The sequence below is a fragment of the Metabacillus herbersteinensis genome (assembly GCF_042433335.1).
Taxonomy (GTDB): Bacteria; Bacillota; Bacilli; order Bacillales; family Bacillaceae; genus Metabacillus; species Metabacillus herbersteinensis.
On the sequence record NZ_JBHLVO010000017.1, the window covers coordinates 47,329 to 64,890 of the forward strand.

General features: G+C 39.8%; 15 protein-coding genes. 1 reads left to right on the top strand and 14 read right to left on the bottom strand.

Annotation, left to right across the window (positions count from 1 at the left end; all coding sequences use genetic code 11):
* Window positions 1–164: 164 nt before the first annotated feature.
* The 14 genes from ACFFIX_RS17410 to ACFFIX_RS17475 form a co-directional block, all read right to left on the bottom strand.
* A complete protein-coding gene (locus ACFFIX_RS17410) occupies window positions 165–1,811 on the bottom strand; it encodes a restriction endonuclease (protein ID WP_378936301.1) in 1,647 nt (548 codons plus the stop codon).
* Window positions 1,812–2,146: 335 nt separating this feature from the next.
* Window positions 2,147–2,326 carry a hypothetical protein gene (locus ACFFIX_RS17415; RefSeq protein WP_378936231.1) on the bottom strand — a complete coding sequence of 60 codons (180 nt, stop codon included), beginning with the start codon at window positions 2,324–2,326 and terminating at the stop codon, window positions 2,147–2,149.
* A gap of 103 nt (window positions 2,327–2,429) precedes the next feature.
* Window positions 2,430–3,374, bottom strand: coding sequence for a ribokinase (rbsK, locus tag ACFFIX_RS17420; protein ID WP_378936233.1), 945 nt, complete (start codon window positions 3,372–3,374; stop codon window positions 2,430–2,432).
* A gap of 12 nt (window positions 3,375–3,386) precedes the next feature.
* Window positions 3,387–4,403: an aldose 1-epimerase family protein gene (locus tag ACFFIX_RS17425; RefSeq protein ID WP_378936234.1), complete on the bottom strand. Its 1,017-nt coding sequence runs from the start codon at window positions 4,401–4,403 to the stop codon at window positions 3,387–3,389.
* Window positions 4,404–4,470: 67 nt separating this feature from the next.
* Window positions 4,471–5,802 (bottom strand): L-fucose:H+ symporter permease, encoded by a 1,332-nt coding sequence (fucP, locus tag ACFFIX_RS17430; RefSeq protein WP_378936235.1) that lies wholly within the window; start codon window positions 5,800–5,802, stop codon window positions 4,471–4,473.
* Between the two features lie 61 nt (window positions 5,803–5,863).
* A complete protein-coding gene (deoC, locus tag ACFFIX_RS17435; protein WP_378936303.1) occupies window positions 5,864–6,535 on the bottom strand; it encodes a deoxyribose-phosphate aldolase in 672 nt (223 codons plus the stop codon).
* Between the two features lie 594 nt (window positions 6,536–7,129).
* A complete protein-coding gene (locus ACFFIX_RS17440) occupies window positions 7,130–8,146 on the bottom strand; it encodes a LacI family DNA-binding transcriptional regulator (protein ID WP_378936237.1) in 1,017 nt (338 codons plus the stop codon).
* Between the two features lie 285 nt (window positions 8,147–8,431).
* Window positions 8,432–9,820, bottom strand: a complete 1,389-nt coding sequence (rlmD, locus tag ACFFIX_RS17445) for a 23S rRNA (uracil(1939)-C(5))-methyltransferase RlmD (RefSeq protein ID WP_378936239.1) — start codon at window positions 9,818–9,820, stop codon at window positions 8,432–8,434.
* Window positions 9,821–9,943: 123 nt separating this feature from the next.
* A complete protein-coding gene (locus ACFFIX_RS17450) occupies window positions 9,944–10,219 on the bottom strand; it encodes a type II toxin-antitoxin system RelE/ParE family toxin (protein WP_378936241.1) in 276 nt (91 codons plus the stop codon).
* A 380-nt stretch (window positions 10,220–10,599) separates the two neighbouring features.
* Entirely contained in the window at window positions 10,600–11,511 is a 912-nt protein-coding gene (locus tag ACFFIX_RS17455; protein ID WP_378936243.1) for a diacylglycerol kinase, read from the bottom strand.
* A gap of 258 nt (window positions 11,512–11,769) precedes the next feature.
* Window positions 11,770–13,200 carry an Asp-tRNA(Asn)/Glu-tRNA(Gln) amidotransferase subunit GatB gene (gatB, locus tag ACFFIX_RS17460; protein WP_378936245.1) on the bottom strand — a complete coding sequence of 477 codons (1,431 nt, stop codon included), beginning with the start codon at window positions 13,198–13,200 and terminating at the stop codon, window positions 11,770–11,772.
* 12 nt (window positions 13,201–13,212) lie between these two features.
* The gene (gene gatA / locus ACFFIX_RS17465) at window positions 13,213–14,670 is read right to left on the bottom strand and encodes an Asp-tRNA(Asn)/Glu-tRNA(Gln) amidotransferase subunit GatA (RefSeq protein ID WP_378936247.1); all 1,458 of its coding nucleotides are present in this window, start codon (window positions 14,668–14,670) and stop codon (window positions 13,213–13,215) included.
* 14 nt (window positions 14,671–14,684) lie between these two features.
* Entirely contained in the window at window positions 14,685–14,975 is a 291-nt protein-coding gene (gatC, locus tag ACFFIX_RS17470) for an Asp-tRNA(Asn)/Glu-tRNA(Gln) amidotransferase subunit GatC (RefSeq protein ID WP_378936249.1), read from the bottom strand.
* A gap of 130 nt (window positions 14,976–15,105) precedes the next feature.
* Window positions 15,106–15,486: an Hsp20/alpha crystallin family protein gene (locus ACFFIX_RS17475; protein WP_378936251.1), complete on the bottom strand. Its 381-nt coding sequence runs from the start codon at window positions 15,484–15,486 to the stop codon at window positions 15,106–15,108.
* A 475-nt stretch (window positions 15,487–15,961) separates the two neighbouring features.
* On the opposite strand from ACFFIX_RS17475, the gene ACFFIX_RS17480 reads away from it, so the two are divergent.
* Entirely contained in the window at window positions 15,962–17,440 is a 1,479-nt protein-coding gene (locus ACFFIX_RS17480) for a proline transporter OpuE (protein ID WP_378936253.1), read from the top strand.
* Window positions 17,441–17,562: the final 122 nt, after the last annotated feature.

A 17,562-nucleotide genomic window follows, 5' to 3' on the forward strand; every position in this document is an offset into this window, starting at 1 on the left:
TTTCAAGCGAACGAGCAAGCCTTAGTCTATTGAATTCTATTGGAAATAGTGAGAAAGTATACAAGCTTTTCGCCAAACCACTTATTAGGATAATACTCATAAATATATGAAAAACACCTCATTAGCACTTAACAAGATTAGAAAACAACCCTACGCTCCTCATGTTATTTTTCTTTCAATAACAACTTGGCCTCTTTTAGATCAATCTTCGCTTGATGTCCGTGTTTGTGAAGCAAGTGTAAAAGGTTGTTACCATTTAATAAGGTCAGCGGTTTATCCTTGGAAAAATTGTAAGCATCTGGACCAAAATCTGCAGTAGAGACTAATATCCCTTTTGTTGCACCTTCATTCATCACAGTCCCATATAAATCTCGAACTGCTGAAACACCTACTACATTTGTATACCTTTTCGCCTGAATAACAATTTTACCTCCTCTAATAGGATCTGGGTCAAATGCAACTGCATCCACGCCTCCATCTTTGCTAGCTCTCGTAATTTTCACTTCTCCACCAGAGTTATTAAATTCTTTCTCAAATAACTCTCTTATTAGATGCTCAAAATCTTGCCAGTCCATAGCAGCCAAATTAGTTTCTTCATCAACACTTCCAGTTACATTGTAAGAATCAACAAAACGACCGTCTTCCCTATTAATTTTGAGTATAGGAGCGATAGGGGTAAGACTAAATAATTTACTACTTCCAATACCTTTTAGATTTTTAAAACAAGTTTTTGAATCTACCATCTTTAAATTGATTTCCATAAATTCTTCTTTGTTTGTCTGAACAGATAATATACAGATATTTTCGTTCTTACCCGTTGCCTTATTGACTGAATTTACCCACCCATTAACTATTATTGAATCTATTACATTTATTGCATCTGCTTCAAAAAGTTCATGTAAAGTACGTAAAGTTACATCATATAGCAACTTATCGTACATTTTCCTAGCTGCAGCTTCTGTTATAAATGATTCTTTGTAAGTATCCTTTGTAGCAACATATTTAACCTCTTTTAAGGTTGGTAGGTCAGAGATATCAGGAAGCGAGTATTCTACAACTAAAGTTCGATTGTTAGTATTGTAGTCAATATCAAATTCCTGTGGAAAATAATCAGGATAGACTGAATTAGATAGAACCATGTCACAATACTCAACAATCGATTCATTTTCCCCAGCTAAATACTGTTCTTTCTTCTTTTCAATAGCATCGTTTTTATCTTGCTTTTCAAGTTCAAAAGTTTTTTTCTTTTCATTCCAATTCTCTAGCGTTTCCTTATATATAGCTACATCTTTTTCAAACTTAGCTTTTAAATCGTCAGTTGCTCTTTTCCAACCATTAATTGCATCTTCATATAACTTATTACATGCATCAATTTTCTTCTGTTTATTTGAAGAAAAAATAATATCGAAAAATCCAAACTTCGGCTCATAGAACTTTTTTTCTGGCTCTGAGGAATATGACGGCTCTTGAGGACTTTTCGGTTTTGGAACTGTAAATCTAGAGTTATCCTTTAAGGAATCCCAATCGATTTTATCATCTATATCTAAAGTATGTAACAATGTGTGGTCAATCATTTCAATCTCGTTAATAGCATCAAGTGTCTGTTGTTCTGACATTGCCTTCTTCTGAGCTTTTTCCATTGCAACATTTTCTCTTTCAAGCTTCTTCTTCTCTGCTTCTTTTCTATTCTCCCACATTTCATCCCATTGTCTTTTTTGCAGGAAAGCTTTTTGTTCAACAACGTGCTTATCATTACCCTTGATTAAACGATATTTATGTAATCCCTCGTGCTTTATTTCCCTGTAGTACATTATTTCCACACCCTTATACAATAAGTTTTATCAATCATACTTTTTACCTAATAATAGTATAATATAATTGTTTTATTACTTTCTATTTATTTGGCGAAAACTTTTACTATAATTGTAATTAAAATTTAGTAGTAATCAATCTAACATGAAGTAAAGGGACGGTTCTCTTGCTTCCAATATGGAAGCAGAAGAACCGTCCCCTTGCTATTTTTACACTGCAGCTTCATCATTTTTTTTACGATGAAATTCTCTACAAACTAATGAACGTATTGAAATAAAAGAAGAATACAGAAGTCCGCGAATCTTTTATAGATTCTCGAACGCTTACATTCCTTCTAGCTTTTTTCGAGCAACACACAGCACTCCACATGCATCGTCTGCGTAAACATATCCACCTGCTGGATATACTCCACCTTAAATATATAGCTCATAACTTTAAAATCCTTTGCCAAGGTGGAAGGTTTATACGACCTAAAAACCACTTTCTTCTGCTCTACTTGTAAAATCGTATTCATCAATTATTGGTCGAATCCGGTACTTGATAAAAGTACAAGAAAGCAGGCACAAAATATGATGCCCTTGGGATAATTAATGTGATTATAGAGTAAATGGGTACTATCAGATGGCAAAACCCTTTATTTTATTCAAACCCTTACCTTCGAACTGCTCGACTTCGTCGACACTTGGATATGAAGTCTGTGTGCCACGTTTTGTGACGCTTAATGCCGCAAAAGCGGTGGCCATATTAATCGCAAGGAGTACATCACCGTTCTGCACGAAATAGTGGGCAAAGCAGCCGATGAAAGCATCTCCCGCCCCGGTTGTGTCAATAGCGGCTACCTTATGAGAATCAACGATATGCACTTCCCCTTTGTTCACCCACATGACTCCGCGGCTGCCCATGGTGACGATCACGTCTTTAACTCCATTATCAATTAAAGTTCCAGCAGCAGCCTTGATTTGCTCGACCGTATCCACAGGCATTCCTGTCAAGATTTCCAGTTCGGTTTCATTTGGAATGAAAAAGTCGCATTTGTATATATGGCTGAAGTCCAGATTCTTCGAAGCAGGTGCCGGATTCAGAATAACAGGAATTCCGTACTCATTTCCAAAATCAATTGCCTGGTAAATCGTCTCAAGCGGGATTTCAAGCTGCAGAACAATCAGAGAACATTGCTTCAGTTTCTCTGTGGCCTTGTCCACATCCTCTGGTAAAAGGTGCTGATTCGCTCCCTTAATAATTAGAATGCGATTTTTGGAATCCTGATCTACAAAAATCGGTGCAACGCCGCTTGAAGTATCTAGTACTTTATTCGTAAACTCCGTATCTATCCCATAGTTTTCAAGATTTCGAATCGTGTTGTCCGCAAAGAGGTCATCGCCAACCTTCGTTACCATCATCACTTTCGAGCCCATTTTTGCTGCAGCAACTGCTTGGTTTGCCCCTTTTCCTCCGCAACCAATTTCGAATTCCGGCGCCTCGAGGGTTTCCCCTTCTTTTGGCATCTTATCAATATATGAAATGAGATCCACCATGTTGGATCCGATTACTGCGATATCCATGTGATTACCTCCTTATTTTTTCCCCGTTACCACTGTGAAGGATCTTTCTTCCCCAGCATCCAGCTTCAATATTGTACCGGATCTTTCGGCAGCAAGGAATCCTTCTGGTCTGCAGGTCGCAGGCAGCACGAAAGCTCCAACCTGCTGATCGATGTTGTGTAAAATCCAACGTGTTGAATAATTAAATTCAGCTGTAGAAAATCTAGTGAAAAAAGCATTTCCATCCAGCAATACCATTTCAAACTCTGCTTCTTCCTGATAATGATCCAGCTCATCCGCAAAAAATACAATCTCCGGATCATACATCTCAGGCTGGTTTAAAGCTGAAATCATTTCTTCTCCGCTAAGGAGCCTTTTATTGTACTCCATCCATCTCCCAGTCGGTTTCACATGTCCCGGTATGGACTCCCTGAGTTTAAAAGCATCGTCAGGAATGTTCTGCTTCATGACCGCGTTGTCGAGATAGGCATAGTTTGTGTGGCACATATATTGAAGCGGCATCTCTGATCCAGAAAGATTTTTAACATTCATGCTGATTTCAATGAATGTTTCCCTACTAAACATTTTTACCGTTGGCCGTGCCAAGTAATGGTGGCCAAATCCCTTCACATACTCGGTCTCTCCACAGATTTTAATGCCCTCGTCCGTTATCTCAAGCCAGGCTCTGTCCATTTTGGCACACGGCATTTCGCCGTGCAGGTCATGGTCGTCCTCTGGTCCAGGACAGCCGTTGCGGATCAAGCCTGAGTGAAAAGCAAAGCAGCCATATGTATCAATGACTCTAGCTGCCTTTTTCGGCTGGGAGAACATGTTTTTCATTTTCAGGTCTACGTCATCAAACACCAAGTCCCAGACCATCTGGCCCATATAAGGAAGGACAACCATCCTGCCCCGTAAATTTTTAAGCTCGATCGCTTCCACACCTGACGGATAACGGAATAGACTTGCTGTCATTTCGTCGTTTCGAAAAATCACCTTGCTACTATCTGTATAATAATCACGCTGCAATTCAACTACTCCAGATGTCATTTCAATTCATCTCCTATATAAACGATAGGGCAGCCGGAATACGGCCGCCCTTGCAAATCAGGTTTTCTTACTGAGCCATCTTTAGTGGGTCTCCGGCACTCTGTGTTGCATCATTCTGTTTCATTTTTCCAAAGAAATAGAAACCAATATAGATGAAGCAAGCCATAGGGATAAGGAATGAGAGTTGCATCGAATTAAAATGATCTGATACGAATCCCTGGGTTACTGGTATAATTGCTGCACCAATGAGTGACATGACGAGGATTGCCCCTGCCAACTCTGTATATTTCTTTTCCTTAACAACTTCAAGCGTTTCCGCGTAAATAGTCGCCCAGCAAGGTCCAAATAGCATGCTCACGGCAACAGCCGCATATACAGCAGTCATGTTTGGAACGAATGATACATAGGCAAGCATTGCTGCACCTATGATTGAATAAAAAACCAATACCTTTGACGGAGTAAAGCGAGTCATTAAGAAGTTGGCTATAAACTTTCCAACGAAGAAAGCAATGAAACTGAACACCATAAAGTTCGAAGCGATACGTTCATTAATGTCAGGGTTTAGATCAAGTGCCAGGCGAATAGTAAACGACCAAACCGCAACCTGCATTCCTACGTATAAAAACTGGGCAGCAATTCCTTTGCGAAAGTTTTTGATTCCAGCCAGATACTTAAGTGTCTGCAAAAGGCTAGGCGATTTTTCAGATGCCTTTGCTTTGGCTGAAAAGGGTTTACAGGAAGGAAATTTAGTAAAAACAAATACTATCAATATACCGATTAGAATAAAAATAATATATTTATATGGTTCAAGTGTATGCTGAAGCATCTGTAGTCCAAAAGCATGCGCTTCTTCAGTAGTCATATTGGCCATTTGTGCTTCAAGGCTTGCACCTTCCTGGAAAACAAGGTATTTTCCTAATAAAATACCGGAAATTGCTCCAATCGGATAAAACGTTTGGCTAATATTCAAACGAAGTGTTGCATGCTGGCGCGGCCCGATCATGGAACTGAATGTGTTTGCAGCTGTTTCTAAGAAACCAAGGCCGATGGCAATGGAGAAAATCGCGAATAGGAACATCGTATATGTTGCCATCTCTGAAGCCGGATAAAACAATGTGCATCCCGCAATATAGAACAGCAAGCCTGTAATAATCCCAAACTTATAGTTCGTCTTTTTGATAACCATGGAAGCTGGTATCGCTACCAGAAAGTATCCGCCGTAAAATGCACTTTGGACTAAAGCGCTTGCAAAATCACTTAACTCAAACACATGCTTGAATTGCGTGATGAGGATATCATTCAGGCTGGCTGCTACCGCCCATAAAGGAAACAGTAACGACAAGAGGATAAATTGAAAAATGGGAGTTCGATTCAAATAGCCGTCCGGCAGCTGAATCAAGTTTTTGCTTGTCATTTTCTTTTCTCCTTATAAGTGAATTTTTATAATCGATGAAGTGACCTTAATATCCGCTCTCAACCGTTTCACCTTTCATGATCTTTACGCCGGAGCTTGTACCCATTCGGTTCGCACCTGCTTCGGCCATCTCCATTAGGTCGTTCAGGTCTCGGATGCCGCCCGATGCCTTCACACCTGCTTTGTACGCGACAACACTGCGCATAAGTGCGACATCTTCCACTGTTGCTCCTCCTGTTGAAAATCCTGTGGATGTTTTGACAAAGTCAGCACCGGCACGCAGGGACATTTTGCAGGCACGCACTTTTTCTTCTTCGGTAAGCAACGAAGTTTCAATGATTACCTTAACAAGCGCCTTTCTACATGCTGCATCGACAACCATGCGAATGTCTTCCTCCACAGCCTGATCATTACCCGATTTCAGCATCCCTATTGAAATAACCATGTCCACTTCTGTTGCTCCATTTTTAATGGCATCCATAGTTTCAAACGCTTTTACAGACGAGGTAGACGCCCCAAGTGGAAAGCCGATAACCGTACAGACCTTTACATCACTGCCTGCAAGCTCTTCTACTGAAGTTTTTACCCATGAAGGATTCACGCAAACAGATGCAAACCCGTTTTCCCTTGCCTCTGCACAAAGCTCCACAATCTGTTCCTTCGTTGCATCTGCCTTCAATAGTGTGTGGTCAATCATTTTTGCGTTGTTCATAAGAATTCTCCTTTTCGTTTTGATAATTTATTGTGTAAAAGCGCTATCATTTGCGAAAAATGAGCAGACACCCTTTCAACTGTTGGTGTCCGGATCAATTTCATTGAAAGCATTTTTATTCACGTGGTAAAATACACACTTCACTAGTCGGCAGGACTTGTCTGATGATCCGCAGTGAACCTTGTCACTCGAGACCTCCGAATTCGAACTCCCATAATATTAGGATTCAAACATAAAAATGTAAACGTTTAGATTTGTTCGAAAAATATACCGCTGTAACAAGTTTTATAGTAAGTTTAACTAAACAATTAAATGTAAACGTTTAGATTTGTTCCTGAATCTAGATTATCACCTTACTCTAAAAGTGGCAAGCGTTTTTTTGAATGCGTTTTCAAAAAAGAGCCAGTTGTAAAATTAAATGCAATAGCTTAAAACGTGAAAAGCCACAGATAAACCTTTTAGAGAAAAAAATAGAACCTGCCTGCCGCCGTCTTGAAAAGAAGAATTTAAATTGTGGGAGGAGATACGAATACTAGGACCTATCTTTTTTATTTGTAAAAAGACCCCATCCATTTAACGGATGGAGCAACGCTCTTCAACTTACTTCTTCATAAGACGGCAGGAATGCCTGATGATTAGCTCTGGAGGCAGTGAATATTGGCGTTTCGGAAGAGCTTCCTTAAAGTTGATCCTTTCATGCAAGAACATAAAAGCAATTTCACCAACCGCCTTCATCGGCCTTGCCACGACTGACAGTTTCGGATTCAGGAATGTCGCTATATCCACATCATCGAAACCAATGAACGACACTTCATAGCCAAGCTTCCAGTTCAAATCATCCAAGGCCTTCATGCAGCCAATTGTCATCAAGTTATTCGATGAAAAAATCGCTGTTGGCCTTTCATCCAGTTCTCTAAGCTGCCTTGTTGCCAGATAGCCACTGTGCTCTCCAAAATCTCCTTGCACCACAAGCCTTTCGTCGAGAGGGATATTATAGTCCTCTATTGCCTTTTTATAGCCTAGGAACCGCTCAAAACCTGGAGTCGTATTTTGGGGACCGCAAATGATAGCTATTTTCCGATGCCCCTGAAGAATCAGGTGCTGGACTGCCTGATACGCTCCCTTTACATTATCGACAAGGACAGTGTCTACCTCAAAGCTTTTGATGCTACGGTCAACTGCCACCGTTGGTATATTCTGCTCCTGGAGCAGCTTCAGATGTTCGCCATTTTCATCGGCCGTCGTGATAATGACCCCATCCACGCCGCGTTCAATGAAATTCTTGACAATTTTTTCTTCGATAACCGGTGACTCGTTTGTGCTGCTTAGAATGGTGAAATAATTCTTCTCCCGGGCTTTCTGTTCAATCCCAGCCATTACGAGGGGAAAGAACGGGTTTTTAATGTCAGGCACAATGACACCAATCGTGTTGGTTTCTTTTCGTTTCATGGTTCTGGCAGCTGCATTGCGAATATAACCTAGTTCCTCGATAGCCTTAAGAATCCTTTCCTCCGTTGCTTTCCTCACACCATCCTGGTTGTTGATCACCCTCGATACTGTCGCGATTGAAACATCAGCAAGCCTCGCTACATCCTGGATATTTGGTTTCGAATCCATTTTTGCATAACTCCTAAATTATAAACGTTTAGATTTTCACTGAAAGTAAGACATCATAATGCCAAATTTAATTACTGAAAGTAAATATAAACGTTTAGATTATTTTTCCTAAGTTCCTGGTACACCTCTAAAACTAGCCTTAACTAATAAATTCTGAAGGCATCCATTCTTGAACTGTTAAACCCATTATTCCTCTAGATATCTATATTTTAAACATTGCAGGCTACTTTGATTAGAGTTGCCTTTCAGTCCATCTAATAGAAGTAAAAGGCAACTCCATATGGGTCAGTTGCCTTCTTTTAACATTATCTTCACGACCGCTTCAACATGCACCGTATGCGGAAACATATCCACCGGCTGAACCTCAACCGTCGTGTATCCACCCTGCTCTAACACTTGAAGATCCCTCGCCAATGTAGCCGGATTACAAGAAACATAAACAACCCTCATCGGCTTCATCTTCAAAATCGTCTTCAACAAAGATTCATCGCAGCCTTTACGAGGAGGATCGACAACAATCACATCGGCCTTATTGCCTTCCTGATACCATTTAGGAATGACAACTTCCGCTTCACCAACAGCAAATTTTGCGTTCGCAATTCCATTTAACTCTGCATTTCGCTTAGCATCTTCAATCGCTTCTGGTACAATTTCGACACCAAAAACTCGTTTGGCTTTTTGAGCCAGGAACAATGAAATCGTTCCGATCCCACAGTACGCATCAATTACCGATTCTTCACCAGTTAAATCTGCATACTCCAACGCTTTGTTATAGAGAACCTTCGTTTGCTCAGGGTTCACCTGATAGAATGATCTTGCTGAGATCGCGAATTTGATGTCTCCGATGTAGTCGTAGATGTATTCTTCTCCCCAGAGGACCTTTGTTTGGTCGCCGAAGATGACATTAGTACGTTTTGGGTTGATGTTTTGGACGACTGACTTGATTGTTGGGAATTTTTCTGTTAGTTCGGCTATGATGCTGCTTTTATGTGGGAAGTCGTCTGTTTTTGTGACGAACACAATCATAACTTCCTTTGTAATGATGCCGTAGCGAACCATGATGTGGCGGAGCCAGCCGTTGTGTTTTGGTTCGTTGTAGGCTTTGACACCGTATTTTTGGCAGATTTCTTTTGCAGCTTGTACGATGTTATCATTTTCGGATTGTTGGATGAGGCATTTTTCCATGTCAATGATTTCGTGGCTTCTTTGTTGATAGAAGCCTGCGACTAGCCCGCCTTCTCTTTCGCCAACTGGTACTTGGGCTTTGTTACGGTAGTTCCAAGGATCGTTCATTCCTAGGGTTGGATGAACTTTTACTCGTTCCATGTCTAGCTTGCCAATTCGTGCGAGTACTTCTCTGACTTGCTTCTGCTTGAAGTCGAGTTGTCCTTGGTAGCTTAAGTGTTGGAGCTGACAGCCGCCGCATTGTTTATAGATCGGGCATGGGGCATTTGTGCGGTCTTTGCTTTCTTCGTGAAGTTCGATTAAACGGCCGAATGCAAATCCCTTTTTTACATTGACTATTTTAATTTTACCTTTTTCAGTTGGTAGTGCATCTGGAACGAAGATCGGAAAACCATCTATTTTTGCAACACCTGCACCTTCATGGGTGAGGTCTTCGAATGTAACATCGTAGTATTCATTTTTGTTGATTGGTGCTTGTATTTTAGCCATTTTTTTCTTCCTTTACTCTTGAATGATTCATTCATTTTATCATACTTCCTATTTGGAAAACGAATATGCCTATTATGGACTAGGAATTAAAATAAGCACTCATTACAACGATTACTAGTTTTTCTAGCTTTGTTGTCGTGAGTGCTTGAAATATTCAATGTAGCAAGTATCTTGGTTAGCAGAAAAAGCGTAGTAAACAATAAATTTATCAACTATAATTTTATAACTTCCTTCCCATCCTTGTTCTCTAGCTGGAATACTTTTTCCTAGTAGTAGAATCTTTTCTTCTATATTTAGTAATAAACGTTTTTTGTATGTTATTGTCTCTAGTGAAGTGAAGTACTGGCTTTGAATACTACTCAGTCTCTCTAATCCCTCTTCTGTCCATGTTACCTTCATTTTACACTTTACCTTGCTCAATCAGTTTGAGTACTTCATCTGTTGTATAAACTTTACCGTCCACTACGTTCTTTTTAGCCTTAAGTAATTTTTGCTTTAACTCTGGGTCTGCTTCTACATCCTCTCTAACAGTACTCTCAGGGAATTCTGAAACTGTTAAATAGAATCTTCTCCCATCTATTTCACAAACAGCTTCTCCTTCTTTAAAGATGTCTTTAATTACTTCTGCGTCATAACCTTCTAGCTTTTTGATCCTTATCTCCTCCTCATAATCAACTGGTTGGTTACCTTAATTATACATCACTTTGCATGACAATAAATAACAAAAAAACACATGGGGGTTTTCCATTACGAAAACCATTCATGTGTTATTAAAACTCCTACTCTTCCATCTGTCTAGCTTTATCCTCAGACATGATAAATTCAATATGTCGATAGAGATTCTGGAATTCTCCAGGTAGTAATCCCCCGTATTCTCCATCCAGATTCAACTGCATCTTGTCTTTAGTAGAAATCTTTACGCGGTTTGCTTTTGTGTAGATGATGTGTTCGTCGTTGATATGCTCACCACGGAGAGCCATGCTTGCGACTTTGATGAATTCGGCTAGGTTGGCTTTTTTCAAAATGAGCAAGTCAAACAATCCATCATCTAACTTTGAGTCTGGTGCTAGCTTTTCAAAGCCGCCTACCGAGTTCGTGAGTGAGACGAGGAAGAGCATGATTTCACCTTGAAAGAGCTTTCCGTCGTACTCGATTTCGACTTCAGTTGGGCGTATGCTAGGAAGCATTTCGATTCCTTTTAAGTAGTAGGCGAGCTGTCCAATCACCGTTTTCAGCTTGCTTGGTACTTCATAGGTTAGCTCGGTTAAGCGTCCTCCACCTGCGATGTTTACAAAGTATTGGTCGTTAACCAGTCCAATGTCAATTGGCTTTGCAATTCCTTTCAGAATGGCATCAGCTGCACTGGGTATGTCATTTAATGGAATGCCAGCAGCACGTGCAAAATCGTTGGTTGTACCGACTGGTATGACCGCGATTTGTGGACGGACTTCTAGCTCAGCAATTCCGTTAACAACCTCATTAAGGGTACCGTCTCCACCTGCTGCAACAACTAAATCGAAGCCACGTTCAGCAGCCACTTTTGCCGCCTTTGTTGCGTCACCTTCACAGGTTGTTGCATGACAAGATGTTTCAAAGCCAGCTTGTTCAAATTTCTCGAGAACCTCTGGTAAATATTTTTTAAAGGCTTCGCGCCCTGAAGTTGGATTATAGATAATTCTTGCTTTTTTCATTTCCTCATCATCCTAGTTAGAATGTAATATAAAACATCTTGATAGAGTTATATACCCTAATTTTCTTCTTAAACTCTTCGCCAAAAAATAATTATACTCCTACATTTTGAATAAGCAAGTAACTAGTTTAGATTATCAGCTTTCCTCATTTAATTTAGGGGAGGAGGGTTTTGCATATGCACTAGGAAGAGAGAACGTGAGGGAGATATTTGACAACCTGTTGAGGGCTTCCTCCAATGCTGAGTCAGCCCTCCAGGTTTACCTTTTGACGATTTCTTCTAATAGTATCTTGTTAACCATTGGAGGATTTGCTTGTCCTTTTGTTGCTTTCATAATTTGACCAACTAAGAAGCCAATCGCTTTATCTTTTCCATTTTTGTAATCGTCAATTGATTGTGGGTTTGCGTCTAGTGTTTCAGAGACGATTTTGCGAAGTGTTCCTTCGTCAGAGATTTGGACGAGTCCTTTGTCCTTAACAATTTGCTCTGCGCTACCACCGTTTTCAATTAGTTCTTTGAAGACTTTTTTGGCAATTTTTGATGAGATCGTACCGTTTTCAATTAGCTTTATCATACCCGCTAATCCAACAGGTGTTAACGCAAGTTCATGAAGCTCTTTTTGTTCTGCATTCAGGTAAGCTGAGACTTCACCCATGATCCAGTTGGATGCTTGCTTAGCGTCTGCACCTGAGTTAATTGTTTCTTCGAAGAAATCGGACATTTCTTTTGTGATTGTTAATACCTTTGCATCATATTCCGGCAAACCAAGTTCCTCGATATAGCGTTTTTGGCGTTGATTTGGGAGCTCAGGGATGCTTGCGCGAATGCGTTCTCTCCACTCATCGTCGATAATAATCGACACGAGATCCGGTTCTGGGAAGTAACGATAGTCGTCAGAACCTTCTTTAACACGCATTAGGACGGTCGATTTGTTTGCTTCGTCATAGCGACGCGTTTCCTGTTCAATCACTCCGCCTGAAAGCAGTACTTTTTCCTGACGTTTTTCTTCGTATTCAAGTCCTTTTTGAACGAATGCAAACGAGTTTAAGTTTTTTAGTTCAGTTTTTGTTCCAAACTTTTCTCGGCCTATTGGTCGCAAAGAGATATTGGCGTCACAACGTAGTGACCCTTCTTCCATTTTGCAATCAGATACGCCTGTGTATTGAATGATTGATTTTAATTTTTCTAAGTATGCGTAAGCTTCTTCTGGTGTGCGAATGTCTGGTTCTGAGACGATTTCAACAAGAGGTGTGCCTTGGCGATTAAAGTCAACAAGTGAATATCCATCACCTGTGTGAGTTAGCTTTCCAGCATCCTCTTCCATATGAATACGGGTAATTCCGATTCGTTTCGTAACACCGTTTACCTCGATGTCGATCCAACCGTTTTCGCCGATCGGCTTATCAAATTGAGAGATTTGGTACGCTTTTGGATTATCTGGATAGAAATAGTTTTTACGGTCAAACTTCGTTTCAGTTGGGACTTCACAGTTAAGAGCCATGGCCGCTTTCATTGCAAAGTTAACAACTTCTTTGTTTAATACTGGTAGCACACCCGGGTAACCTAATTCTACTACGCTCGTGTTAGTATTTGGTGCAGCGCCGAATTGGTTAGGAGCTGCGGAAAAGATTTTTGAATTAGTTTTTAATTCAACATGGACTTCAAGTCCTATTACCGTTTCAAAGTTCATTGTTTTCCCCCCTTACAATTCAGGTTTTGCTTTATGATGGTCGGTTGCTTGCTCGAATGCGTGTGCAACACGGTAGATGGTGCTTTCGTCAAAGTGCTTTCCGATGATTTGCAAACCAAGTGGCAAGCCGTTAGAAAGTCCACAAGGTACAGAGATAGCTGGTACTCCAGCTAGGTTCATTGGGATTGTTAATATATCATTTGCATACATGGTTAGCGGATCTTTTGTATTTTCACCGATTCTAAAAGCTGGTGTTGGTGTTGTTGGCCCGATAATAACATCGAACTTTTCAAACACTTGTTCAAAATCTTGTTTTATTAAAGTACGAACTTTTTGTGCTTTTATATAGTAAGCATCATAATATCCAGAGCTTAATGCAAATGTTCCAAGCATAATACGACGCTTGACTTCGTCTCCAAAGCCTTCAGAGCGTGTTTGCTTGTACAAATCGATTAAGTTCTTCGCATTGTCGGTACGATGACCGTAACGTACACCATCAAAACGAGATAGATTGGCCGATGCTTCTGATGATGATAATAAGTAATAGGTTGCTAGTGCGTATTTAGAATGTGGGAGGGACACTTCTTCCCAGGTTGCACCCATACCTTCCAATACTTTAAGCGCGTCTAGAACTGATTGTTTTACTTCTTCACTAACACCTTCACCTAGGTATTCCTTAGGAACTGCGATTTTCAAGCCTTTTACATCACCGGTTAATGATGATAAAAAGTCAGGCACTTCAACGTTTGCAGATGTTGAATCCATTTCGTCATGGCCTGAAATGGATTGTAAGAGATACGCGTTATCTTCTACATTTCGTGTCAGAGGGCCAATTTGATCGAGTGACGATGCAAATGCGACTAAACCAAAACGAGAAACACGACCATATGTAGGCTTTAATCCAACAACTCCACAAAAGGCAGCCGGCTGACGGATCGATCCACCTGTGTCTGATCCAAGTGAGAATGGCACTTCCCCAGCAGCAACAGCAGCTGCCGATCCACCACTAGAACCACCAGGTACGGTTTCTAAGTTCCATGGATTTTTTGTTGCTTTGTAGCTTGAGTTTTCAGTTGAAGATCCCATCGCAAACTCGTCCATGTTTAGCTTACCAATTGTGACAGTTTCTGCTTCTTTTAGGCGTGTTACAACGGTTGCGTCGTAGATTGGATCGAAATTATCGAGTATCTTACTCGCACATGTTGTTCTGAGATTTTTTGTAACAATGTTGTCCTTAATTCCGATTGGCATACCGAATAATAAGCCGAACTGATCACGAGTTCCGACTGCTTCGTCCAACTCTTTTGCATATGTCCGTGCCTTATCTTCGTTTAGGGTTAAAAAGGCACCCACCTGCCCGTCCACTTCAGCGATTCGTTTGTATGAAGTATCAACTAAATCAGTAACAGTGATTTCTTTTTTATGTAGAAGTTCTTTTATTTCTGACAGTTTATGGTCGAATAACGACATGTTCTCACCCTCTCTTATTCTAGAATTGTTGGAACGCGAATATACCCATCTTTATGGTCTGGGGCGTTTTTGACAACTTCTTCTATGTTTAATCCTTTTTTCGCTACATCTTCTCTCATCACATTTTTTATATCAAGAACATGTGATGTTGGTTCAACGTTTTCTGTGTCTAGTTCATTTAATTGCTCAGCAAACGTGATAATTGCATCAAGCTGTTTTGTAAACATTTGTGCTTCTTCTTCTGTAATCGCTAACCGCGCTAAGTTTGCCACGTGTTTTACTTCTTCCTCTGAAATACGAGACATCTCTCCACCTCCAAAAATCGTACAATCACAATACACTGATCATATCAAAATTGCATTCGTTATGGCAAGAAATGCCGCTATTTCAAGGATTTAAAAAAACCGCCAGATTCAATTACTAGCGGTCTCCCTTTTATTCAATCTCAATTTTCTTTGCTTTCTTTTTCATTAATGAAATTTCAAGAAGTCCATGACGGTAAACTGCTTTCATATTTGCTTTTGAAACATGCTGTGGAATGTGAATATACTTTTTTCCACCGATAGTTCGGTTATTGTGGTTTTGTTCCTTAATTTTTATACAAACATCTTCACCAAGGATTTCCACATCAATGTCTTCTTTAGGTATTCCAGGCACTTCAACAGTTATGATAAATTGATGTTCATTTTCAACAATTTCAGTTGGAATATTATTTGATAAAGGTTTCTGACTAAGGTAAGCATCGATTGAGTCTAATAGTGTTCGTTTCGGTCGACTTTGAAAAAAGTCATTCATCTTTTTCATTGGGTCATTCACTTTTTTTCCTCCTCCAAATAGGCAAATTCTCTCCATCTATCTTATGTATGACTCATTTAAATTGCCTAAGCTTATTCTTGTCCTTCTATTAAATAGGCACCTGTTGTGGCATGTTGTAAAATAGGGGTAGGCTTTACTGATAATGGCCACCTTTTAATATTCAGAATATTTTTACTTTATTTTTATATGAAAACGCTTTCTTTATGTTAAGGCTAGTTACTACAAGAGATTAACAGTCACCTAGATTATGTTTAGTTCCTTGAATGTTAGGGAAATGTTTGTTAGGTTTAAAACCGTAAGCCAAAAGTTGGATACGGTAACATCAACGAGGATATTTACGCAAACTTTTTTTCGATTATGCATTATATGAAATAAGGAATCCTTATGTTTTTTGCACTTTTTTTTAATTAGGAGACATTCCTAGGGATGCGTAAATAATCTTCCCGATGTAAAAAAACAATAAGGGAGAGATTTGGTGCAAGTAGAAATTTTAATATCTTTGGCTATTTACATGATTGGCATGCTTTTAATCGGTTGGTATGCCTACAAGAAGACGTCTAGCTTAAATGATTATATGTTGGGTGGACGTGGTCTCGGTCCTGCTGTTACAGCATTATCAGCAGGTGCTTCTGATATGAGTGGATGGATGCTCATGGGATTACCGGGTGCGATGTATGTTACAGGATTATCAAGTTTATGGTTAGCGGTTGGATTAACGATTGGTGCTTATTTAAATTATTTACTCCTAGCTCCAAGACTACGTACGTATACGGAAGTTGCCAACGATTCAATTACAATTCCTGAGTTCTTCGAAAATCGCTTTAACGATACGAGCAAAATTCTCCGTAGTGTTTCAGCAATTGTTATTTTTGTTTTCTTTACCTTGTATACATCTGCAGGATTGGTTTCAGGTGGTACATTGTTTGAGTCGGCTTTTGGAGTGGATTATAAGATTGGTTTATTTTTAACAGCTGGAGTTGTCATTGCCTACACATTGTTTGGGGGATTTTTAGCAGTAAGCTTAACTGACTTTGTTCAAGGTTTAATTATGTTTATTGCTTTAGTTTTAGTTCCGATCGTTGCTTTTACGAATGTAGGTGGAATAGAGCCTGCTTTTACAGAAATTCGCAACATTGATCCTAGTTTATTAAATTTCTTTACAGGTACTTCATTTATCGGAATTATTTCTTTATTAGCATGGGGATTAGGATACTTCGGTCAACCACATATCATCGTTCGCTTTATGGCAATAAAGTCTATTCATGAACTTAAGCCTGCTCGTCGAATTGGAATGAGCTGGATGATTATCGGCGTTCTCGGTGCCATGTTCACTGGTCTTGTCGGGATTGCATATACATCACAGACAAATACAACACTTGATGATCCGGAAACGGTATTTATTATGTTTTCTGAAGTATTATTTCATCCTTTTATTACTGGATTCTTACTCGCGGCCATTCTCGCTGCAATTATGAGTACAATATCTTCTCAGCTACTCGTTACGTCTAGTGCTGTGACAGAGGATTTTTATAAAGCATTCTTACGTCGCAACGCTTCTGATAAGGAACTTGTTCTCATAGGAAGATTATCTGTTTTAGCAGTAGCAATTATTGGGATTATCTTATCAATTAATCCTAACGATACAATCTTGGATCTTGTTGGATATGCATGGGCTGGCTTTGGTTCTGCGTTTGGTCCTGCTATTCTACTAAGCTTGTATTGGAAGCGAATGACCAAATGGGGAGCTTTAGCTGGTATTGTCGTTGGAGCTGTTACCGTTCTTATTTGGGTAAGCATTGCTCCATTAAAAGAGTTTATGTATGAAATGATTCCAGGCTTCTTCTTAAGTTTACTTGCTGCCTTAGTGGTCAGCTTGCTAACAAAAGAGCCTTCGCAAAGTGTTGAGGATACGTTTGACGAAATGAAAGACACTCTGAGGAAAGCAACAAAATAAATTCAGACATACAAAAGGGGCTGACTCCACAAAATGTCAGCCTTTTTTGTATTCTGTTAGTTTAATTCCCTAAAGATTCTGTTAAAATTGAAACAGAGAAATTTGTAAAGGAGTGGGAATTT